Genomic DNA, 21,345 nt, shown 5'->3' on the forward strand with positions numbered 1-21,345 from the left:
GCAGTCAAAGCGGAACGAATTTTCATTGCAGGCTCCTTGAAGTGAGTGGAAGGAGTTTGCATGTTATCAAATAAGAACGATCATTGAAACTATTTACTATTATTATCCCATCCGCCGCCGCACCACCTCGTAGAGGGCGACACCGGCGGCAACCGAGACGTTGAGGCTCTCAACCACCCCCAACATCGGAAGCCGCGCGAGCTGATCGCACCGCTCACGGGTGAGACGCCGTAACCCCTCCCCTTCGGCACCGAGCACGAGCGCAACGGGCCCGTCGAGAGAGGAGCGCGTCAGCAGCTCCTCTCCCTCCCCCGCGAGTCCCACCACCCACACCCCCTGCGCTTTGAGCGTGTCGAGTGCGCGCGCAAGGTTGGTGACAAAGACGAGCGGCACCGCCTCAGTTGCGCCACTTGCCACTTTGCGTACCACCGCGGTCACACCCACCGACCGGTCTTTGGGCACAATCACCGCGCGCACGCCCGCGGCGTCAGCGCTCCGCAGGCATGCACCGAGGTTGTGGGGGTCGGTAACGCCATCAAGCACCAGGTAAAGGGGAGGGTCGAGGAGTTGCCGTCCGGCCGGATTGGGGTAATCGGGTGCGCCAGGGAGCACCGAAGCCAACGTGAGCAGCGCCCCCTCGGCACTTAAAAGGGCGACCACCCCTTGGTGTCGGGTATGGCCAGCCAGGCGATGGAGCTGCTCACCATCGGCCCAGACCACCGCAACGCCCGCCTCCTCAGACCGCGCGGCAAGGGTCCTGGCGCGAGGGTCTTTCCGCGTCGCGGCGAGATAGAGCGTCTGAATGCGCTGGGGCGCGACCCGCAGGAGCGTCCCCACCGCGTGCCAGCCGTAAGCGACTTCCGCGGAACCGCTCACCGCTCCTCCACGCGCTCGATCAGGTGAAAATCGATCCGGCTCGTCGCGAGATCGGCGCGCGCGACCTGCACCTTGACGCGATCGGCCAAGCGGTAGCGCACCTTGGTCCGTTCGCCAACGAGCGCATGACCCACTTCGTCGTAGTGGAAATAGTCGGCCCCGAGATCGGAGATATGGACGAGACCCTCGACAAAAACGTCGTCCAAAGTGACGAAGAGCCCGAAGGGCACCACTGCCGAGACGGTACCGGTAAAGATTTCGCCGATATGCTCCTGCATGAAGTAGCACTTGAGCCAATTCATCACCTCGCGGGTCGCCTCGTCGGCGCGCCGCTCGGTCATCGAACAGTGGTCGCCGATCTCCTCCCACGGCCGACTCGGGGTGTAGCGTTCGCCCGCGAGCACCGCTTTGATCGCGCGGTGGACGAGGAGATCAGGGTAGCGGCGAATCGGCGAGGTGAAGTGGGTATAGCAGGGATAGGCGAGGCCAAAGTGGCCGGCGTTGTTAGGGGTGTAGCGCGCCTGCTTGAGCGAGCGGAGCATCACCATCTGCAGGAGCGGTGCGTCGGGGCGCCCCGCAATGCGCTCAAGCACCCGGGTGAAATCCTTCGGCGTCGGTTCTTCGCCGCCAGGGAGCTCAATGCCAAAGCCCGCGAGGAACTCGCGCAGTTTTGCGATCTTTTCCGGGTCGGGGGGTTCGTGGACGCGGTAGAGGGTCGGGTGCTCGTGCTCGGCGAGAAACTCGGAAGCGCAGACGTTCGCGGCAAGCATCGCCTCTTCGATCAGACGGTGGGCATCATTGCGGACAACCGGCCTCACCCCTTCGATTTTGCCCTGGTCGTCGAAGAGGAATTCCACCTCAGTCGTTTCGAATTCGATCGCGCCACGCCGTTTGCGTGCCGCAAGGAGGACGCGAAAGACCGCGTCGAGCGTCTCAAGATGAGGTAGCAGCGCCCCCAACGCTTCACGCGCCTCTTTGTCCCCCTCATAGAGGGCTTTGGCCACCTGCGTGTAGGTGAGCCGCGCCTGCGAATGGATCACCGCCGGATAGAAGCGGTAGCGCTCGATTTTGCCGCGCGGGGAGATTGCCATCTCGCAGACCATCGCCAGGCGATCGTCGTGTGGCACGAGCGAACAGAGGCCGTTACTGAGCTTCTCTGGGAGCATCGGGATCACCCGGCGGGGGAAATAGACCGAGTTGCCCCGTTCATAAGCTTCGTGGTCGAGCGGTGTCTCCGCTTTGACGTAGTGGGCGACGTCGGCAATCGCCACAAAGAGGCGAAAGCCCCGCCCTGCCCGCTCACAATAGACGGCGTCGTCAAAGTCTTTTGCGGTCTCACCGTCGATCGTGACAAACGGCAGCGCACGCAGATCTTCCCGCCCTTTGGCGTCCTGAGCCCGCACCGCATCGGGAAGGCGGCGAGCCTGCGTCAGGGCTGCCTTACTCCAGACGAAGGGGAGATCGAATTTACGCAGTGCAATCTCAATCTCGATGCCGGGATCGTCGAAACGCCCCAACACCTCGACGATTTTGCCGATCGGTTGCGCGTATTTGCTCGGGGGCTCAATGATTTCGACCACCACGACGTCGCCCGGAGCGACTTTGACTTTACGCCCCCCTTTGGCGGGTTGCGGCGCGATCAGGATGTCCTGCGCAATCCGCTTGTCTTCGGGCGCGACCAACATGACGCCGTGTTCGACGATCACACGCCCGACCACGCGGGTGGTGCCGCGCTCGAGAATTTCGACGATCTGCCCTTCGGGTCGCCCCCGGGCGTCGCGCCCTTTGATCCGCACCATGACCCGGTCGCCATGGAGCACCTCGCGCATCTCTCTTGGTCCGAGAAAGATGTCGGGGCCGCCATCGTCGCGGATCACAAAGCCGAACCCGTCGGGATGACCTTGCACGCGGCCGCGGATGAGCGCCGCTTTTTCTGGGAGAATCAACGCGCCGCGGCGGTTGGTGAGAATCTGACCGTCCCGCTCCATTGCGGCCAACCGCCGCTCAAAGAGCGCGAGTTCATGGGGACGGATCTCGAGTTCGCTCGCAAGTTCGCTCACTTTGAGGGGACGACCAACCCGCTCCAACACCTCGATGATGTATTCCCGGCTGGGCAGCGGGTTTTCGCCATAGCGAAGGACCTCCCTGGCCAAATAGGGGTCGGCGCGACGCTTGGGCGGCAATGCAGCGCTCACCGCCGCCAACCGCTCGACGTCAAGCGGCTGTGGGGCGGCGGCCACTCGGGCGGTCTGCACAGTACGGGGATTCGGCCCCGCTTTTTTTCTTTTCTCTCTTCTTTCTCTCATTTTTCTCTCATCGATCAGCTATTTTTTGGACGGCAAGCACCTTGACAGCAGCGCTTACCCTCGTATAATAACGTACTTCGTTGCCTGCCCAGGTGGCGGAATTGGTAGACGCGCTAGATTCAGGTTCTAGTGCCGCAAGGCGTGGAGGTTCGAGTCCTCTCCTGGGCACCAGCACAAAAAATTCTGTGATACCCTCCCAACCGAAAGGTTCCGGAGGTTTTTTTATGTCCGCCCGCCCGCTTTTCCCTCTTGTTGCCGCGCTGCTCCTCACCGGCTGTGACGCGATCTACGAGGCGCTCGAAATCCCCAATCCCAACAAAATGAAGGCGGAAGCCAAAGCGGTGGGGGCGGCGTGCCGCCACTCCGGTCGCTCGCTCGAGGATTGTTACTACCTCCACCCCGATCTGGAGAAAGCGGCGATTTTCGAAGGGTGGCGCGAGATGAACGAGTATATGCTCGCGAAAGATCTGCCCACCGTCCCAGCGCAGCTCGCGCCCAACGAGCCGAACCTCACACCGCGGCCGCTCACGCGCTCTGAACCCCTGATGCCGTCGCTCGCTCAGCCTGCGGGGGGCTCCCCGGATCATGGCAGTCCGAACACGCCGCCGGCGGCCACACCCTCCGCTTCCGCTCCTGCTCCTTCCTCCGCTGGCTCTCCGGCGAAAGGCGCTCCCCCCGCCGCTCCTTCCCCCGCCGCGCCCGCAAGTGGTGCGCGCTGATCACCGCCTCTACGGCGCCGGGTTAGTGTAGCGGAGATGGACCGCGTCGATCTCGGCCTCTTGCTCCGCAGTGAGCCGCTGCTCCCAGGCGCGGACGTTCTCTTCGAGCTGAGCGAGCGACGTCGCGCCGATGATCGTGCTCGTCACCAGCGGGTGGTGGTAGCACCAAGAGAGCGCGAGCGTCGCCGGGCTCATCCCCCACGCTTCAGCAAGCGCCGCATAGGCTGCAACCGCCGGGCGAACGTTCGGCTTGGTGTAGCGCTGGCCAAAATGAGGGAAACGGGTCAGACGCCCCTCTGCGGCAGGGTTTTTGAGGTATTTGCCGGTAAGATGGCCAAAGGCAAGCGGCGAGTAGGCCAAGAGCGAAACCTCCTCCCGCCAACAGACCTCGGCGAGCCCTCCTTCAAAGGTGCGGTTGAGGAGACTGAAGGCGTTTTGGATCGAGACGACCCGCGGCAGATTGAACTCCTCGGCGAGCTTGACAAAGGTCATCACCCCCCACGGATGCTCGTTGGAGAGGCCGACGTAGCGGATTTTTCCCTCGGCGACGAGTTTCGCAAGCGCTTCGAGCTGCTCGAGGATCGGTGTCGCTGCTCGCTCTTTGCTCGGGTCGAAACGCCACTCGCCAAACATCGGCTGATTGCGCGCTGGCCAGTGGAGCTGATAGAGGTCGACGTAATCGGTCTGAAGCCGCTTCAAGCTCCCTTCAAGCGCCTGACGAAGATTGGCTTCGTCAAACCCCGTCGGCCCGCCGCGAATCCAGGTGAGGCTGCGCGCTGGGCCGGCGGCTTTGGTGGCAATCACGACGCGCGAGCGATCTTGGCGCTTGAGCCACGCACCGATGATCCGCTCAGTCTCGCCGTAGGTCTCAGCGCGCGGCGGCACAGGGTACATCTCTGCGGTATCGATGAAGTTGATCCCGTGCGCCACAGCCCAATCGAGCTGATCGTGCGCCTCACGCGCGCTGTTTTGCTCGCCAAAGGTCATCGTCCCGAGGCAGATCGCAGAAACGGTGAGGTCACTTCGTCCCAACCGGCGGTATTCCATTACAGAGGCTCCCTCACTTATTGGCGCCAACGATTGTACCTTATCGGTATAATGGCAACAGAGCAATCGTTCAACGGGAACGGCACAACGGATGGGTTTTGATCAATTGGGGCTCTGCCCGGAGCTGCTCCGCGCAGTCGAAGAACTCGGCTATCGGGAACCGACGCCGATCCAGGCCGAAGCAATTCCGGTGCTTCTTGCCGGCCGCGATCTCTTGGGGGCAGCGCAGACCGGAACGGGGAAAACCGCCAGCTTCACCCTCCCGCTCCTCCAGCGCCTGCTCCCCCACGCCAACCGCTCGCCGAGCCCGGCGCGCCACCCCACGCGGGCGCTCATCCTTGCCCCGACGCGCGAGTTGGTGCTGCAGGTGGCCGAGTCGGTTGCCCAATACGGCAAATACCTGCCGCTCAGAAGCACCGCCATCTTCGGCGGCGTCGACTTTGCGCCCCAAGCCGAAGCGTTGCGGCAAGGGGTCGAGATCGTGATCGCCACCCCTGGGCGGCTGCTGGATCATCTCGAGCAGAAGACGGTCCGCCTCAACCAGGTCGAGTTTCTTGTTTTCGACGAAGCAGACCGCATGCTCGACATGGGTTTTTTGCCCGACATCCGCCGCATTGTCGACCATCTGCCGGAGAATCGCCAAACCGCCCTCTTTTCCGCCACCTTTTCGCCGCCGATCCGCAAACTCGCCGAACAGTGGCTCAACGACCCGGTCAGCGTCGAGGTGTCGCGCCGCAACACGGTGAGCGATACGATCGAACACCGCGTCTATTGGGTGAGTCAAGAGCAGAAGCGCAATGCGCTCGTGCACCTCCTTGCGACGCGTGAAGGGCAGGTCCTCGTCTTCGTCGACACCAAAGTGGCGTGTGGCCGCCTCACAGCTTTTTTGCAACGCAACAAAATCAACGCTCAAGCGATCCACGGCGACAAGACGCAGCAGCAGCGCCTCGATACCCTCGAGGCGTTCCGCTCGGGACAACTGCGCGTCTTGGTCGCCACCGATGTCGCGGCGCGCGGGCTCGACATCGAAGGGCTGCCCTTCGTCGTCAACTTCGCGCTCCCTCCGAACCCAGAGGACTACATCCACCGTGTCGGACGGACCGGCCGGGCGGGTCATACGGGGGTCGCGATCTCGCTGGTCGATCCCAGCGAAGAGGAGCGGCTCGAAGCGATCGAGAAACTTCTGAAACAGAAGATTCCGGGGGAGAAGTGGCAGCCCCCCGCCGTTACCGAACCGAAGAGTCGGGAGGCGGAGCCGGCTCGCCGTGCTCCGCGAAAAAGCGCCTCTCCAGACGCGCGCGAAACTGCTCCCATTGTGCGGGACGAGATTCCCAACACCTGGAAACAGGGGCAGCAACGCACCGCCGCCGAGACACCCTCCCCCTTCGATTGGCAGACGATGGAGTCGCTCTGGGGAGATCAACGGCGCAATCCGGTCCCCGTGTTGCTCGGGGGAACCGGTCGGCGCTCCTCCAACCCCTGAAAACGCCAAATCGGCGGGGAAAGCACCGCTTTTTTTCCGCGATCCGCTGCGCGTCCGTCGGCTAAGCTAACGCTGTCGCCCATGGATGATGCCGCGATGGTGTCGCTGCCCGAGACCAACGAACCGTTCCGTCCTGATCTCTCAGAAGGGGTTGAGATCGGGGTCTATTTGGCGCTCCTTGAGCTGATCGACGAGGGGCTGCTGATTGTGAGCGACGAGCGCATTCTCGAAGCGAACAGTGCGGCGTGCCGCTGGCTCGAGCGCTCCTACCGCGAACTGATCAACGCCCCGTTAGAGACCCTTTTCCCCTCCCCGGAAGCCTTCCTGCACGCCCGCGCCCGCTGGTTCATCCAGAACGAAATGCGGGGGAGCATCCTCTTGGCGCTTCCCCATGGCCGAAGCCGGAGGTTCCGGTTCACGGTTGCTGCCCGCATCCGCCCCGGCATGCACGCCGTGCTCCTTGCGCCCGATCTGATCGGCGAACAGTACCGCACGACTGCCCTCTCCGACACCTTCTGGATCCAGCTGGCCGCGGCGATCGACCAGCCGCTCTGGGTGCTCGACGCAGAGGAGCGGCTCGTCGCCATGAACCGCGCGGCACGGGAAATGGCCCAAGAGCGCGCGCTTCCCCTCCACCGTCCGGTGGGCGAATCGGTGGTCCTCGAATGGCTCGGGGGGGAGCATCCCACCTGGGCGCGGGTCGAGGGAATGGGTTCCACCCCCTACCGCGCCCGCGTCCTTCACGGTCCCCGCCCCGGCTGGCGCACCCTGCTCTTCCCCTCTTCCGGCCGAGCCGCGCGCCGTCCCTCGCAACGGGGGGAGAGTGCCCCTTCCGTGCAGCGGGACGAGCGGCCCTCTCTCACCGCACAACTGAGCGCTGCGCCGCCTGAGGAGTTCTCCCTCTGGATAGCGCCGTGCGTCGACGTCGCCCGCGAGACGCTCGTCGGCGCTGAGGCGCTGCTGCGCTGGCAGCCGCGGGGGGCTGGGCCGCGCGCGTGGGCTGAGGTGGCGCCGCTCCTCAGTAACGCCGCTGCCAACCGCGCGTGGCTCGCGGCGTTGCTCACCCATGCCACCCGCTGGGTCAGTCAATGGCGGATACCGCTTGCGCTCAACCTCGACGAACGGCAACTCGCCCACCCCGAGACGCTCACCCAGATCAAAACGGCGTGGCGCGCCGCTGAACTCCCCTGGCGCTACCTGCAGCTCGAAATCGACGAACGGGCGTTTGCGACGCTCACGGCTCACCACGTTGCGCAACTGCTCGAGTTGGGCGAGATGGGCGCGGGAATCACCGTCGACAACGTCGGCGAGGGGGCGTGCACGTTGGGGCTGATCGCCCACCTGCCGGTGAGGATGCTCAAGATCAGTAGCGCGTGGGTGACCCAGATCGGTCGCGACGAGCGGGCGGAGAGGCTGATCGACGGGCTTTTGCACTTCGGCCAGGCGTTGGGGCTTACCGTGATGGCGTTTGGCGTCGCCACGGCAGCGCAACGCGATTTTTTGGCGGCGTTGGGCTGCCGCTACCAACAGGGGCCGATTTTCGCGCCACTCTCCGAGAGCACGCAGCCGCTTGCCCTCAAGGAGATCGCCAGCCCTTCCGCGCGCCCCGGAAAGTAGAACGGCCACGCGCGCCTACGGGGTTCTTTCGCTCGCGCGCTCCTCTCTCTGCCGCCGTTCGAGATACCCCAAACGAACGAAGAGCGCGGTGCAGGTCGCTTCGTCGTCGCTCAACCGCGCCGCCTCAGTCAATAACGGGGCAAGCTCCGCGTCGCTCACCTGAGGGTCGAGACAATAGTCGACGAGCTGCAAATCGAGTGCGAGCTGCTGCAGCGCCCGCTGAGTGCGGAAAATACCGGTAAAAGGAGCTTTTGCCATCAGTGCTTGCCGTTCGGCGCTCACCTTCGGCGGTTGTCCCTCCTTTTCTTCAGCCACTGTCGGCGGCTCAGCCGACTGGGCGAAGAGCAGTTGCCCGTACCCACTCATGCTGAGCAGGAGAAGAACAACAGCGCGCGCAAACGACCGCCCGAGGCTTACCCCATCGCCTTCAGCTCCGCGATGATGCGCGCGACTACCTCTTGGGCGTTGCCATAGACGAGGTGGCAGTGGTCGCGGTAGAAGAGCTCGTTCTCGACGCCCGAATAGCCTTTCCCTTTCCCCCGTTTGACCACGATCACCTCGCGCGCCTCATCGACGTTGAGGATCGGCATCCCGTAGATCGGACTGCTCTTATTGGTCCGCGCCGCAGGGTTCACGACGTCGTTCGCGCCAATCACGAGCGCGACGTCGGTTTGGGAAAACTCGCCGTTAATCTCTTCGAGGTCGAAGATTTTCTCGTAGGGAACGCCCGCTTCAGCAAGGAGCACATTCATGTGGCCCGGCATCCGGCCGGCCACCGGATGGATCGCGAATTTGACCGTCACGCCCGCCTCTTCAAGGAGCTGGGCCATCTCCCACACCTTGTGCTGCGCTCCGGCAACGGCCATCCCGTAGCCGGGGACGATCACCACCTGCTGCGCGTAGCGCAAGGCCGCCGCGGCGTCGGTGGGCGAATACTCTTTGAGCCGTCCCGCGACCGCCTCTTCGCCCTGCTCACTCGCCTCCCCGGTGAGCGGCGCAAAGAGGACGTTCTTGATCGGGCGGTTCATCGCTTTGGCCATGAGGAGCGTCAAGAGCGTCCCCGACGCCCCGACCACGGTGCCGGCGACGATCAACATCGGGTTGGCCAAGACGTACCCCTCAAAGCCGACCGCTAGCCCCGTGAACGCGTTCAAGAGGGAGATCACCACCGGCATGTCGGCGCCGCCAATCGGCAACGTCAAGAGCGCCCCCAACGCGAGCGCCATCAGAAAGAAGAGTGCAAGCCCCGCACGGCTGACCGATTCGCTCACCCCGAGCGTGAGCCCGAGGCCGATCGTGAGCACCGCCAACAGAATCACCGCGTCGTTGTGGCCGCGGGGCAGACGCCACACCCGGGCGAGACGGCCGTCGAGCTTCGCCCACGCGACGACGCTCCCGGCGAAGGCGACGGCGCCGATCACCGCGCCCAACACCGCCAGGATCCCGACCGAGGTCGGCAGGGGGGCCTTCGCCCCGACCAGCTCGAGCGCGGCGATCGCCGCGGCAGCGCCCCCCCCGAGGCCGTTGTAGATCGCGACCATCTGCGGCATTTCGGTCATCGCCACCTTACGGGCCCCGTACCAAGCGAATCCTCCGCCCAAGGCGATCGCAACGACCATCCAGCCGAAGTTTTTCAACCCGGGGGTGAAGAGGGTCACCACCACCGCGACAACCATCGCGATCCCGGCCAGGCGAAACCCCTGGACCGCAGTCGCCGGCGAACTCATCGCCCGCAAGCCGAGGATGAAGGCAAGCGTGGCGAGAAAATAGACCAGTGCAATCACCGCTCACCCCCCTTCTTCTGAAACATCGCGAGCATCCGGTCGGTCACCACATAGCCGCCCACGGCGTTTGCGGCCCCGAGCGCGACCGCAACGATGCCGATCGCGATCTCCGCACCACTCTCGGCGTGGCCGAGCGCGAGCATCCCCCCGACGAGGACGATCCCATGGACGAAGTTCGACCCCGACATCAGCGGCGTATGGAGAATCACCGGTACCCGCGAGATGATCTCGTAACCGGCAACCGCCGCGAGCATAAAGATAAAGAGCGCCGTCATGCCATCCATCGTCATCCCCTTCCCAACCAGGCGCGCACCCGCTCATTCACGAGTTCCCCGTCGCGGGTGACACACGTTGCGGTGAGCACCTCATCCTCCCATTGCCATGCGAGCGCCCCGTCGCGCACGTGCGGCTGGAGGAAGTTCCAGAGATTTTTCGCGAACATCTCAGAGGCGTGGATCGGCATCCGGCTGTGGATAAACGCCGGACCGATCACCAACACGTCACCGATCCACCGCTTCTCGCCAAAAACGCTCCCTTCGACGTTCCCCCCTTGCTCTGCGGCGAGATCGACCACCACCGACCCGGGACGCATCGCCGCGAGCATCTCCGCCGTGACGATCTTGGGCGCTGGACGCCCGGGGACCGACGCGGTGGTGATCACGACATCGGCCGCAGCCACCGCTTTCGCGAGCGCTGCGCTCTGTCGTGCGCGCTCCTCGTCCGTGAGTTCACGCGCGTAGCCCCCCTCGCCCACCGCAACCACGCCGGTGTCGACAAACTTCGCCCCAAGGGACGCCACCTGCTCTCGCGTCTCGGGACGGACGTCATACGCTTCGACCATCGCCCCGAGGCGACGAGCCGTCGCGATCGCCTGCAACCCCGCGACGCCGCACCCGATCACGAAGACCTTTGCCGGGCGAATCGTCCCCGCCGCGTAGGTGAGCATCGGGAAGAATTTCGGCGCATGGTCGGCAGCAATAAGCGCCGCCTCGTACCCCGCGACGGTCGCCTGGGACGAGAGGATATCCATCGGCTGCGCGCGGGTGATGCGCGGCAAGAGTTCCAGCGCAAACGCGGTCACCCGTTGGCGGCAGAGGAGCTCGACGCGGGGGGCCGACTCCCACGGGCGGAGCGCGCCAACGAGCGCCGCACCTGGGCGCATCGCGGCAATCTCTTCATCCGTTGGGGGCATCACGCAGAGGACGACGTCGGCCTCGGCACAGACAGCGACGTTTTGCTCGACCCATCGCACCCCCGCAAAAGCCGCATCGCGAAAGAAGCTGCGCTCGCCGCTCCCTTTGGCCATCACGATCGTCGCCCCTGCTTTCGTATAGTGGGCGACGAGGTCAGGGACCAGTGCCAACCGTCGCTCTTCGGGGGCAGACGCCGCTGCGACGCCCAAAATCCATCCCATACCACACTCCTTGGGTTTCGTTCGCTATCCGCCGCCGACGGTTAGCGGCGCTTTTTCGGTTCTAACACCTCTTGCCCACCCATCCACGGGCGCAACGCCTCGGGAACGACCACGCTGCCGTCGGCCTGCTGGTAGTTTTCGAGCACCGCGACGAGCGTCCGCCCCACTGCCAAGCCCGAACCGTTCAGCGTATGGAGCGGCTGCGGCTTTCCCCCCTCCGGGCGAAAGCGCGCCTGCATCCGGCGTGCCTGAAACGCTTCGGTATTGGAACAGGAGGAGATCTCCCGGTAGGTCTTCTGGGCGGGCAACCAGACCTCCAAATCATACGTCATCGCCGCGCCAAAACCCAAGTCCCCGGTACATAATTTCACCTTACGATAGGGTAAGCCCAGTTTAATCAAAATCGCTTCGGCGTGGGCGGTGAGCTCTTCGAGCGCCTCATAGGAGCGGTCGGGGTGTTCGATGCGCACCAGTTCCACCTTTTCGAATTGGTGCTGGCGAATGAGTCCCCGGACGTCGCGGCCGTGGGAACCGGCTTCGGCGCGGAAACAGGGGGTCCAGGCAACGAACTTGAGCGGCAGGTCGCGCTCTTCGATGATCTGATCGCGCACGATGTTGGTCACGGGAACCTCCGCCGTCGGAATGAGGTAGAGCGGCTCGGCGTCAGAGCGTGGAACGCGGAAGAGATCCTCTTCGAATTTCGGCAATTGCCCTGTGCCCACCAGCGTCCGCGGTAGGACCAAAAACGGCGGGGCCACCTCTTCGTAGCCATGTTCGCGGGTATGGACGTCGAGCATGAATTGCGCGAGCGCCCGATGGAGCCGCGCCACGTCGCCGCGCAGGAGCGCAAAACGGCTCCCCGAGAGCGCTGCGGCGATCTCGTTCTCGAGTCCCCCCAAACCTTCAGCAATCTCGACATGATCGCGGATCTGAAAATCGAACGCCCGCGGCGTCCCCCAACGGGAGACCTCGACGTTGTCGGCATCGCTCGCACCGTCAGGAACCGAAGGGTGCGGGAGATTCGGAAGCTGCAGGAGAAACGCCTCGAGTTCGGCAAGCAGCGTGTTGAGCCGCACCTCATTCGCCTCGAGCGCCGCTTTTACTTCGGCCACCTGCTGTAAGAGGTCATCCGCCGCCTCGCCGCGCGCCTTGCGCTGCCCCACCTCTTTGGAGAGGCGATTGCGCTGCGCCTGCAACTCCTGCGTTTTCGCCTGCAGCGCTTTGCGCTCCCCTTCGAGCGCGGCAAAGCGTTCCCAATCGATCGTGCCCCCCCGCCGCGCCAACGCCGTTTGCACGGCAGCCAAGTCTTGTCGCAACCACTGAATATCGAGCATCGTCGTTTTCCTCACTTACGGTTGATGTTTGTTGCGCCACTCCTCGTCGAGCGCGCGCAACCGCGCCAATTTTTCCCCGATCCGCTGCTCCAAGCCGCGATCGGTCGGACGATACCACCGCGCACGCGGCACCCCTTCGGGAAGATAGTCGACCCCCGGCGCAAAGCCCCCCGGTTCATCGTGCGGATAGCGGTAACCCTTCGCCGCACCGATCTCTTTGAGCAACCGCGTCGGGGCGTTGCGCAAATGGAGCGGCACGGGTCGCGAGCCGTCACGGGCGACAAAAGCGCGCACCTCTTGGTAGGCACGGTAGAGGGCGTTCGACTTCGGCGCACAGGCGAGATAGACCACCGCCTCCGCGAGCGCCAACTCCCCCTCCGGCGACCCCAACCGCTCGTATGCCTCGAGTGCGGCGAGCGCAAGCGGCAACGCCCGCGGATCGGCCAATCCCACATCTTCACTGGCGATGCGAACGATCCGCCGCCCGAGATAGCGCGGATCGGCTCCCCCGTCGAGCATCCGGCAGAACCAGTAGAGCGCTGCGTCGGGGTCGGAACCGCGCACCGCTTTGTGGAGCGCCGAGATCTGGTCGTAAAACGCGTCCCCCCCTTTGTCGAAACGCCGGAGCCGCGCCCCCAAGGTCGAGACGGCAAAATCGCGGTCGACGACCGCACGGCCGCTGCTTTTCGCCGCGGCCCAGAGCCATTCGAGGTCATTGAGCAGCCGCCGTGCATCCCCATCGGCCTGCGCGATGAGCCAGCCACGCACGTCGTCATCGAGCGCCACCGCCTCGTCGGGAAAGCGGGCTGCGGCGCGGTCGAGCAACTCCGCCAACGCCGCGTCGGAGAGCGGCTCAAGCCGAAACACCGTGAGACGCGAGAGCAACGCCGAATTGACCTCAAACGACGGATTTTCGGTCGTCGCCCCCATCAGCGTCACCAGGCCGCTCTCGACGTGGGGAAGCAACACATCCTGTTGCCCCTTGTTGAAGCGGTGGATCTCGTCGAGGAAAAGGACCGTCGCTTGACCGAGCGCGCGCGCCTCTTCCGCTGCAGCAACCACCTCGCGCAACTCTTTCACCCCTGCGGTGACGGCCGAAAGGGCGACGAAGCGGGCGGCACAGCTGGTGGCCACCACCTGCGCGAGCGTCGTCTTCCCGACCCCCGGCGGCCCCCAAAGGAGGAGCGAAAAGAGCTGACCGCGACTGACCGCGAGCGTCAGCGGCTTTCCCGGCCCGATGAGGTGGGCTTGGCCTACCACCTCCTCGAGCGACCGAGGCCGCATCCGCTCCGCAAGGGGCACCGGCACGGAAGGTCGCCCCGTCACGGCCGACGCTCCCCGGCACGCGGCTCGAAAGCGCGCAAAACCACTGCATCGGGTGGCAGGGTGATCTGAAAAGCGCTCGCATTGGGCTCACGCCGCAAAAAACGGGGAAATACCAGCTCAGTCGTCTGCCCGAGCGCATCGACGACGACGAGCGACTGAAGACGGTCACCGGCAAGCGTGATCGTCACCTGCCGGATCAGCCCCGACTCGTCACGCGGGCGCATCACCCAGACCGATTCTCCCCCGCGCACGGCACTTCGCTCCAAAATGAAACGCTCGGGGAGCGTCTCCGGCTCGAGGAGCATACCGAGCGGTCCGGAACGGACCGTCGCGGGGTCGAGCGGCTGCAGACTCGCCTGGCGAAGATCGGCGTCCCAGATCGTCACCGTTTGCCCATCGCTCACTGTGACCTGAGAAAAAGGGCGGACGATCTCCCAGCGAAACCGGAACCCGGGCGCCCAAGCAAACCGCCCCTCGAGCGTCCGCACGCTCCCGTCGCCCCGCCGCTCCACCTGACGGAATTCGCCCTCCGCAGCGGTCACCCCCTTGGCCCAGGAGATGAGCGGCGCCCACGCCGCATTGTCTGGGGCAGACCAGACCGAGAAGGGAAGCGCGATGAGGCCAATCATCGTAAGCTGCCGCGCCAACGCGATAAAACGCACGAAAAACCTCATCCTTTCTGCTCCGGAACCAGCACCTTGCGGTTGCCGTTCGCCTCAGGGGGCGAAACGAGCCCGGCACGCTCCATCGCCTCGATCAAACGCGCTGCGCGGTTGTATCCGATCCGCAAATGGCGCTGAACCAACGAGATCGACGGCCGCCGCGTCCGCAACACGATCTCGACCGCCTGATCATAGAGGGGATCACTCTCGGCGTCCCCCCCCTCGTCACCCCAGCCGCTCTCCTCATCATCGGTCTCAGCGGTAATCGCTTCGACATAATCGGGCGGGCCGAAGGGTTTGAGATACTCGACCACGCGGTGGACCTCGTCGTCAGCGACAAATGCGCCGTGGACCCGCTGCGGCGTCCCCATTCCGGGCGCAAGGAAGAGCATATCCCCCATCCCAAGGAGCGCCTCCGCACCCATCTGGTCGAGAATCGTCCGCGAATCGACTTTGGACGAGACCTGGAAGGCGATGCGCGTCGGAATGTTCGCTTTGATCAACCCGGTGATCACATCGACCGACGGACGCTGGGTCGCGAGAATCAGATGAATCCCCGCCGCGCGCGCCTTCTGCGCGAGCCGGGCGATGAGCTCCTCGATCTTCTTGCCCGCAACCATCATCAAATCGGCAAGTTCATCGACAACCACGACGATATAGGGGAGTTTCTCAAGCGGCTCGGGATGCTCCGGCGACAGAGAAAAGGGGTTGGGAACATAGCGTTCGTTCGCCTCGGCCTCGGCAATCAGCGCGTTGAAGCCGGCGATGTTCCGCACCCCGAGTGCCGCCATGAGCTTGTAGCGCCGCTCCATCTCAGCGACACACCAGTTGAGCGCCTGCGCCGCGAGCCGCATGTCGGTCACCACCGGCGCGAGCAGATGAGGAATCCCTTCATAGACGGAGAGCTCCAACATCTTGGGGTCGATCATGATCAGCCGCACCGCCTCAGGGCCCGATTTGAAGAGAAGCGACAGGATCATCGCGTTGATCCCGACCGACTTCCCGGAACCGGTCGTCCCTGCAACCAGAAGGTGGGGCATCTTCGCGAGATCGGCCGTCACGGGTGCCCCGCCGATATCTTTCCCCAAACAGAGGGTGAGCGGCGACTTCGCGTTGGCATAGAGAGGGGAATCGAGCACCTCGCGGAGCCGCACAATCTGCCGTTTCGGGTTAGGCACCTCGAGCGCCATGCAGCTCTTCCCCGGAACGATTTCGACCACCCGGATCGAGACCAACGAGAGTGCCCTGGCGAGATCCTTCGCCAGATTGACGATCTGGGCCCCTTTGACGCCAGTTGCGGGCTCAATTTCGTAGCGGGTGACCACCGGCCCGGGAATGGCCCCGACGACGCGCACCCGCACGCCAAATTCTGCCAGTTTCGTCTCGATCAACCGCGAGGTTGCTTCAATACTCTCAGGCGTCACAGAGCTCGGCTGCGGCTTCGGCAAATCCAACAGGGTCAAGGGGGGAATCGGCGGCTCCCCAGGTTTGGGCATCACCCGCTCTCCGCGCACGACGCCGCCATGAGGCAGACTCAAAGGCGAACGATCGGCACCTGGATCGGCAGACGATCGAGGCGGCAGCTCCCGCGGGGGAACCGCGACCTCGGCCAATGGAGCAGCAGCAGTTTCGCCCCCTTCGCTCACCCCCTTCTCCGCTTCGGCTCCTGCTTCGGGCCACGCCATCTCAGAAGCAAACGCCTCAGAGGCAAACGCCTGAGCGGGAAAGGTCGCCTCGTCAGAGGTCAAGGATGGCAGGGGTCGTCGCAACCGTTCGCGGAGCTTCCCCCAAAAGTCGCGTGCGCGTGCTTTCACCGCGGCGATCCATGTGGTGAAACGCGCAAGATGCCGGTGCAGCCCATCCCATTGCGGAGGTGCCACGCGAGAAACCCCCGTTGCCCCTTGGCGGAGACGCAGCCACCCCTGCCAGGCCCGCTCCACTCCCACGCCAACCCGCTCGGTGATCTCTACCCAGCTCACCCCCCAAGTGAGACTAAAGCCCACCAGAAAGAGCGCCAGGAGCAGGAGCGTTCCGCCGACAAATCCCAGACGAAGGGCGACGAACGTCCCGAGTTCCTGTCCGAGCACCCCACCGGCCCCTTGGGGAAGTGTCTCGCCCCATCGGTGGAAACGGAGATACTCCAGCGCGCTGGAACTCGCCTGCAACAGCAGAAACCCCAACGCGGTAGCGGCCCACGACCAGCGCCACTGCCCCCACGCGGGAGCAGTGGGTTCAGCCACCTCGTCCCCTCGCTCACTACGCCGCCGATAGACCCGCCACCACCCGATCCCTCCGCGTACCAGGAGCCCAATCCACCACAGCGCCGACCAACCAAAAGCGAAAAACCAGAGATCAGCGAGCCACGCACCGAATCGCCCCCCCGGGTTGTGGATCGTGAGCGCCGTGCCGCTCTTCGACCAACCCGGGTCGTCGGGGTGGTACCCCAAGAGGACCAAGGCGAAATAAGCCCCCACCGCCGCAAGCAGCAACCACCCCCCTTCGTGGAGCAGATGGGCAAACCGTCTCTTCGTCAAAGGAACCTTCCCCGCAAACCATTACAGGCTATTATACCGAGCAACGATCCCGGAACTTCCGCCCCTTTTCCCTGCTCTTCGACTCGTACTACAATGGTCATCTTTCATCACCACCGAAACACCCAGGGAGTAGCACTTTGACCGACACCACGACCCAGCGCGAAAAGGCCCGTGAAGAGCTCAAAAAAGCCGCGCTCGACTACCACGAACGCCCCACCCCCGGCAAATGGGCGATCGTCCCGACCAAAGCCCTCTCCAACCAACGCGACCTGGCGCTCGCCTACTCTCCGGGCGTTGCGGCGCCATGTGAAGCGATCGTCGCTGACCCCACCGCAGCGGCACGCTACACCAACCGCAGCAACCTGGTGGCGATCATCACCAATGGCACCGCGGTTCTTGGCCTTGGCGATATCGGGCCGCTCGCCGCAAAGCCGGTGATGGAAGGGAAAGCGGTCCTCTTCAAGAAATTCGCCGGGATCGATGCGATCGACCTCGAAATCAACGAAAAAGACCCCGAAAAACTCGTCGAAGTGATCGCTGCGCTCGAGCCCTCATTCGGCGGCATCAACCTCGAAGATATCAAAGCGCCCGACTGCTTTCTCGTCGAGCGGAAACTCAGAAACCGCCTCAAAATTCCGGTTTTCCATGACGACCAGCACGGCACCGCGATCGTCGTCGCCGCCGCACTTCTGAACGCCCTGCAGGTGGTGGGTAAGCGCATCGACGAAGTGAAACTCGTCACCGCCGGCGCCGGTGCCGCAGCGCTCGCGTGCCTCAACCTGCTGGTGAAACTGGGGCTGCCGAAAGCCCACATCTGGGTCACCGACATCGCAGGCGTCGTCTATGAGGGGCGTGAGGAGCTGATGGACCCGGACAAAGCGCAATTTGCGCAGAAGACTGAAGCACGCACTCTGGCTGAAGTGATCGAAGGGGCCGATATCTTCCTGGGGCTTTCTGCCGGTGGGGTTTTGAAGCCCGAGTGGGTCGCCAAAATGGCGCCGCGGCCGATCATCTTTGCCCTTGCGAACCCCACCCCCGAGATCCTCCCCGAAGCGGCCAAAGCGGTCTGCCCCGACGCGATTCTCGCCACCGGCCGCAGCGACTACCCCAACCAGGTCAATAACGTCCTCTGCTTCCCCTACCTCTTCCGCGGCGCGCTCGACGTCGGCGCGACGACGATCACCGACGAAATGGAGATCGCCGCCGTCAAAGCGATCGCGGAACTGGCCCGTGCTGAAGAGAACGAGGTAGTAGCCGCGGCCTACGCCGGCGAGAAACTCCGTTTCGGCCCCGATTATCTGATCCCGAAGCCTTTCGACCCGCGGTTGATGCTCACGATCGCCCCTGCTGTAGCCGAAGCGGCGATGGCGAGCGGTGTCGCCACCCGCCCGATCGACGACTTCGACGCCTACCGCGAGCGGCTGCAAAACTTCGTCTATGCCTCTGGGACCCTGATGAAGCCGGTCTATGCCATCGCCAAGCGCGCGAAGTTCAAAAAGATCGCCTACGCCGAAGGGGAAGAGGAGCGGGTGCTCCGTGCCGCGCAAGTCGTCGTCGACGAAGGGATCGCGAAGCCGGTGCTCATCGGGCGCCCTGCGGTGATCGCCCAGCGGATCGAACGGTTCGGCTTGCGCCTGCGCGAAGGGGTCGACTATGAGGTGGTCAACGTCGAAAACGATCCCCGCTACCGGGCGCTGTGGCAAGAGTACCACCAGATCATGGAGCGGCGGGGGGTGACGCCGCAACTCGCGAAGATCGAGATGCGCCGCCGCCACACCCTGATTGGCGCGATGCTTCTGCGCCACTGGGAGGTTCACGGCCTTATCTGCGGCACCTGGGGCGTGCCCACGATGCACCTCAACTACATCGACCAGGTGATCGGCAAACGCCCCGGCGCCACCTGTTACGCCGCGATGAACGCGCTGCTCCTTCCCAACCGCCAGATCTTCCTTGTCGACACCCACATCAACATCGACCCCACCGCGGCACAGATCGCCGAAATCACCCGGATGGCCGCGCGCAAGATGATGCGCTTCGGCATCACGCCAAAAGCGGCGCTCCTCTCCCACTCCAACTTCGGCTCATCGGACGCCGCGAGCGCCGTCAAGATGCGCGAGGCGCTCTGCATCTTGCGCGAGATCGCCCCGTGGCTCGAAGTGGACGGCGAAATGCACGGCGACATCGCACTCGACCCCGCGATGCGTTCGGAACTGATGCCCCGCTCCACCCTCACCGGTGAAGCGAACCTCTTGGTCCTCCCCAACATCGACGCGGCCAATATCGCGTACAATCTGCTGAAAACCGCGGCTGGCGGCGGTATTGCGATCGGCCCGATGCTCTTAGGTGTCCAGAGGCCGGTCCACATCCTCACCGCGACCTCGACGGTGCGGCGCATCGTCAACATGACGGCGCTCACCGTCGCCGAAGCCAACGTGGGACCGCGTGCCGTCGAACCGACGCCGCCGATGAGCGACCCGATGATCACCCAACGCTAGGAGCACTCCATGGCACAACACCGCCGACTCATCATTCTCGGATCTGGCCCCGCCGGCTACACCGCAGCGATCTACGCCGCGCGGGCAAACCTCCAACCGATGCTGATCACCGGTCTTGAGCAGGGTGGGCAGCTCATGACCACCACCGACGTCGAGAACTGGCCGGCTGACCCCGACGGCGTGCAAGGACCCGAACTGATGGCCCGGTTCGAAGCCCACGCCCGCCGCTTCGGCACCGAGATCGTCTTCGACCACATCCACACCGCAGTGCTCACCGAGCGGCCATTCCGCCTCGTTGGCGACGCCGGGGAATACACCTGCGACGCGCTCATCATCGCCACCGGGGCGTCGGCCAAATACCTCGGCATCCCGTCAGAAGAGCGCTTCAAAGGGCGGGGCGTTTCAGCGTGCGCCACCTGCGACGGCTTCTTCTACAAAGGGCAAGCGGTCTGCGTCGTCGGCGGCGGCAACACCGCGGTGGAAGAGGCGCTCTACCTTGCGAACATCGCGAGCAAAGTCTATCTCATCCATCGCCGCGACCAGTTCCGCGCCGAAAAAATCCTCGTCGACCGCCTGATGCAGCGCGTCGCCGAGGGCAAAGTGGAACTGGTGTTGGACCACGTCGTCGATGAGATCCTCGGCGATGAGAGCGGCGTCACCGGCATTCGCGTCAAACATCGCGAGAGTGGCGCCCCGCGGGAGATTGCCCTTCACGGTGTCTTCATCGCGATCGGCCACCAACCCAACACCCAACTCTTCGTCGGGCAGCTCGAAATGGAGAACGGCTACCTGGTCACGAAGGGCGGCCGCAACGGCAACGCCACTGCAACAAGCATCGAAGGGGTCTTCGCCTGCGGCGACGTGCAAGACCACGTCTACCGCCAAGCGATCACCAGCGCCGGCACCGGCTGTATGGCGGCGCTCGACGCTGAACGCTACCTCGACGCGCTTGCCACCCGCTCATGACCCGCCGCCGAGAGCCGCTCACGCCAGAGTGGCAGGAGGCGCTTCGCGAATGGGTTGCGAACGGAGCGCTTCCGGGCGCGCCACGCCGCCGCGGGGAGCGCGCCCCAACCGCCGCGCAAAGCGCAGCAAAGCAGCCGCCGCAACCGGCGATTGACCCCGATCGCCAACTCTGGCAGCGCTGGCTTCAGGAGGCAGGGGTCACCCCCCTCCCGCCGCGCGACCGCGCCGCCCTGCAAAAACCCCTTCCACCCCCGCACCCCCGCCAGCGCGAACGCGCCGAAGCCGAAGTCAAGGAGCAGCTTCTTGCCCCGCTCACGCTCGACGATTGGCTCGACCACGACAGCGACACCCAGTTCCTCCGCCCCGGTGTCCCCCGGCGGATGCTGCTTGAGATGCGGCGGGGTCGCTGGACGATCCGCCGCCAGCTCGACCTCCACGGCCTCACTCGGGAAGAGGCGCGCGTCGCGATGAGCGCGTTCCTTGCCGAGGCGCTTTTGAGTGGTGAGCGGTGTGTCCGCATCATTCACGGCAAAGGACTCGGGTCACCTGGCGGGGTGAGCGTCTTGAAACACCTCTCCCGCCAATGGCTCACCCGCCGTGAAGAGATCCTCGCCTTCTGCGAAGCCGCCCCCCACCAAGGGGGGAGTGGCGCGCTTCTGGTGCTTCTCCGGGCGCCCAACGGAACACTTTCCAGCAAAGGACCTGCTCGATGAATAGCGCATTCCTATAACAAAACAAAAGGGGCGCCAGAGATAAAGGAGCACCAGAGGAGAGCGGAAACG

17 protein-coding genes and 1 tRNA gene are annotated in these 21,345 nt (G+C 64.4%); 7 read left to right on the forward strand and 11 right to left on the reverse strand.

Going from position 1 to position 21,345, the window contains the following annotated elements:
• Positions 1-102: 102 nt before the first annotated feature.
• Both rlmB and rnr read right to left on the reverse strand, forming a co-directional pair.
• Positions 103-876 (reverse strand): 23S rRNA (guanosine(2251)-2'-O)-methyltransferase RlmB, encoded by a 774-nt coding sequence (gene rlmB / locus ACYQ6T_RS03665; protein WP_459827774.1) that lies wholly within the window; start codon positions 874-876, stop codon positions 103-105.
• Positions 873-3,182, reverse strand: coding sequence for a ribonuclease R (gene rnr, locus ACYQ6T_RS03670; RefSeq protein ID WP_459827777.1), 2,310 nt, complete (start codon positions 3,180-3,182; stop codon positions 873-875). The genes rlmB and rnr overlap by 4 nt, the downstream gene beginning before the upstream one ends.
• An 86-nt stretch (positions 3,183-3,268) precedes the next feature.
• On the opposite strand from rnr, the gene ACYQ6T_RS03675 reads away from it, so the two are divergent.
• Positions 3,269-3,353 (forward strand) — tRNA-Leu (locus ACYQ6T_RS03675).
• A gap of 53 nt (positions 3,354-3,406) precedes the next feature.
• On the forward strand, positions 3,407-3,901 hold the full coding sequence (locus ACYQ6T_RS03680; RefSeq protein ID WP_459827780.1) for a hypothetical protein: 495 nt from the start codon (positions 3,407-3,409) through the stop codon (positions 3,899-3,901).
• A gap of 9 nt (positions 3,902-3,910) precedes the next feature.
• Here ACYQ6T_RS03680 and ACYQ6T_RS03685 read toward each other — a convergent pair whose 3' ends face one another.
• Positions 3,911-4,948, reverse strand: a complete 1,038-nt coding sequence (locus ACYQ6T_RS03685; protein WP_459827783.1) for an aldo/keto reductase — start codon at positions 4,946-4,948, stop codon at positions 3,911-3,913.
• 91 nt (positions 4,949-5,039) lie between these two features.
• Between ACYQ6T_RS03685 and ACYQ6T_RS03690 the strand changes: the two genes are divergently transcribed.
• Positions 5,040-6,431 (forward strand): DEAD/DEAH box helicase, encoded by a 1,392-nt coding sequence (locus ACYQ6T_RS03690; RefSeq protein WP_459827786.1) that lies wholly within the window; start codon positions 5,040-5,042, stop codon positions 6,429-6,431.
• Positions 6,432-6,512: 81 nt separating this feature from the next.
• Positions 6,513-8,048 (forward strand): EAL domain-containing protein, encoded by a 1,536-nt coding sequence (locus tag ACYQ6T_RS03695; protein WP_459827789.1) that lies wholly within the window; start codon positions 6,513-6,515, stop codon positions 8,046-8,048.
• A 15-nt stretch (positions 8,049-8,063) separates the two neighbouring features.
• On the opposite strand, the gene ACYQ6T_RS03700 is transcribed toward ACYQ6T_RS03695, so the two are convergent.
• Genes ACYQ6T_RS03700 through ACYQ6T_RS03735 form a run of 8 tightly spaced genes read right to left on the reverse strand, consistent with a single transcriptional unit; the run spans position 8,064 to position 17,102 of the window.
• Positions 8,064-8,414, reverse strand: coding sequence for a hypothetical protein (locus tag ACYQ6T_RS03700; RefSeq protein WP_459827792.1), 351 nt, complete (start codon positions 8,412-8,414; stop codon positions 8,064-8,066).
• A 47-nt stretch (positions 8,415-8,461) separates the two neighbouring features.
• Positions 8,462-9,832: an NAD(P)(+) transhydrogenase (Re/Si-specific) subunit beta gene (locus tag ACYQ6T_RS03705; protein ID WP_459827793.1), complete on the reverse strand. Its 1,371-nt coding sequence runs from the start codon at positions 9,830-9,832 to the stop codon at positions 8,462-8,464.
• Positions 9,829-10,116 carry an NAD(P) transhydrogenase subunit alpha part 2 gene (locus ACYQ6T_RS03710; protein WP_459827796.1) on the reverse strand — a complete coding sequence of 96 codons (288 nt, stop codon included), beginning with the start codon at positions 10,114-10,116 and terminating at the stop codon, positions 9,829-9,831. The genes ACYQ6T_RS03705 and ACYQ6T_RS03710 overlap by 4 nt, the downstream gene beginning before the upstream one ends.
• Before the next feature lie 2 nt (positions 10,117-10,118).
• On the reverse strand, positions 10,119-11,246 hold the full coding sequence (locus tag ACYQ6T_RS03715; RefSeq protein WP_459827799.1) for an NAD(P) transhydrogenase subunit alpha: 1,128 nt from the start codon (positions 11,244-11,246) through the stop codon (positions 10,119-10,121).
• Positions 11,247-11,287: 41 nt separating this feature from the next.
• The gene (serS, locus tag ACYQ6T_RS03720) at positions 11,288-12,580 is read right to left on the reverse strand and encodes a serine--tRNA ligase (protein WP_459827802.1); all 1,293 of its coding nucleotides are present in this window, start codon (positions 12,578-12,580) and stop codon (positions 11,288-11,290) included.
• A gap of 15 nt (positions 12,581-12,595) precedes the next feature.
• Positions 12,596-13,864, reverse strand: coding sequence for a replication-associated recombination protein A (locus tag ACYQ6T_RS03725; RefSeq protein ID WP_459827962.1), 1,269 nt, complete (start codon positions 13,862-13,864; stop codon positions 12,596-12,598).
• Positions 13,865-13,902: 38 nt separating this feature from the next.
• On the reverse strand, positions 13,903-14,580 hold the full coding sequence (locus tag ACYQ6T_RS03730) for a LolA family protein (RefSeq protein ID WP_459827805.1): 678 nt from the start codon (positions 14,578-14,580) through the stop codon (positions 13,903-13,905).
• Positions 14,577-17,102 (reverse strand): DNA translocase FtsK, encoded by a 2,526-nt coding sequence (locus ACYQ6T_RS03735; RefSeq protein ID WP_459827807.1) that lies wholly within the window; start codon positions 17,100-17,102, stop codon positions 14,577-14,579. The genes ACYQ6T_RS03730 and ACYQ6T_RS03735 overlap by 4 nt, the downstream gene beginning before the upstream one ends.
• Positions 17,103-17,239: 137 nt before the next feature.
• On the opposite strand from ACYQ6T_RS03735, the gene ACYQ6T_RS03740 reads away from it, so the two are divergent.
• Genes ACYQ6T_RS03740 through ACYQ6T_RS03750 form a run of 3 tightly spaced genes read left to right on the forward strand, consistent with a single transcriptional unit; the run spans position 17,240 to position 21,276 of the window.
• Positions 17,240-19,597: an NADP-dependent malic enzyme gene (locus ACYQ6T_RS03740; protein ID WP_459827810.1), complete on the forward strand. Its 2,358-nt coding sequence runs from the start codon at positions 17,240-17,242 to the stop codon at positions 19,595-19,597.
• A gap of 9 nt (positions 19,598-19,606) precedes the next feature.
• Entirely contained in the window at positions 19,607-20,563 is a 957-nt protein-coding gene (gene trxB / locus ACYQ6T_RS03745) for a thioredoxin-disulfide reductase (RefSeq protein ID WP_459827812.1), read from the forward strand.
• Positions 20,560-21,276 carry a Smr/MutS family protein gene (locus tag ACYQ6T_RS03750; RefSeq protein ID WP_459827815.1) on the forward strand — a complete coding sequence of 239 codons (717 nt, stop codon included), beginning with the start codon at positions 20,560-20,562 and terminating at the stop codon, positions 21,274-21,276. The genes trxB and ACYQ6T_RS03750 overlap by 4 nt, the downstream gene beginning before the upstream one ends.
• The last annotated feature ends 69 nt before the right edge of the window (positions 21,277-21,345 follow it).

The organism is Hydrogenophilus islandicus (assembly GCF_054657095.1).

Excerpts from the sequence above, each read along its gene's own strand:
- rnr (WP_459827777.1), bottom strand. The coding sequence starts at position 3,182 with ATGAGAGAAAGAAGAGAGAAAAGAAAAAAAGCGGGGCCGAATCCCCGT.
- ACYQ6T_RS03680 (WP_459827780.1), top strand. The coding sequence starts at position 3,407 with ATGTCCGCCCGCCCGCTTTTCCCTCTTGTTGCCGCGCTGCTCCTCACC.
- ACYQ6T_RS03685 (WP_459827783.1), bottom strand. The coding sequence starts at position 4,948 with ATGGAATACCGCCGGTTGGGACGAAGTGACCTCACCGTTTCTGCGATC.
- ACYQ6T_RS03690 (WP_459827786.1), top strand. The coding sequence starts at position 5,040 with ATGGGTTTTGATCAATTGGGGCTCTGCCCGGAGCTGCTCCGCGCAGTC.
- ACYQ6T_RS03695 (WP_459827789.1), top strand. The coding sequence starts at position 6,513 with ATGGATGATGCCGCGATGGTGTCGCTGCCCGAGACCAACGAACCGTTC.
- ACYQ6T_RS03700 (WP_459827792.1), bottom strand. The coding sequence starts at position 8,414 with ATGAGTGGGTACGGGCAACTGCTCTTCGCCCAGTCGGCTGAGCCGCCG.
- ACYQ6T_RS03710 (WP_459827796.1), bottom strand. The coding sequence starts at position 10,116 with ATGGATGGCATGACGGCGCTCTTTATCTTTATGCTCGCGGCGGTTGCC.
- ACYQ6T_RS03715 (WP_459827799.1), bottom strand. The coding sequence starts at position 11,246 with ATGGGATGGATTTTGGGCGTCGCAGCGGCGTCTGCCCCCGAAGAGCGA.
- serS (WP_459827802.1), bottom strand. The coding sequence starts at position 12,580 with ATGCTCGATATTCAGTGGTTGCGACAAGACTTGGCTGCCGTGCAAACG.
- ACYQ6T_RS03725 (WP_459827962.1), bottom strand. The coding sequence starts at position 13,864 with ATGCGGCCTCGGTCGCTCGAGGAGGTGGTAGGCCAAGCCCACCTCATC.
- ACYQ6T_RS03730 (WP_459827805.1), bottom strand. The coding sequence starts at position 14,580 with ATGAGGTTTTTCGTGCGTTTTATCGCGTTGGCGCGGCAGCTTACGATG.
- trxB (WP_459827812.1), top strand. The coding sequence starts at position 19,607 with ATGGCACAACACCGCCGACTCATCATTCTCGGATCTGGCCCCGCCGGC.
- ACYQ6T_RS03750 (WP_459827815.1), top strand. The coding sequence starts at position 20,560 with ATGACCCGCCGCCGAGAGCCGCTCACGCCAGAGTGGCAGGAGGCGCTT.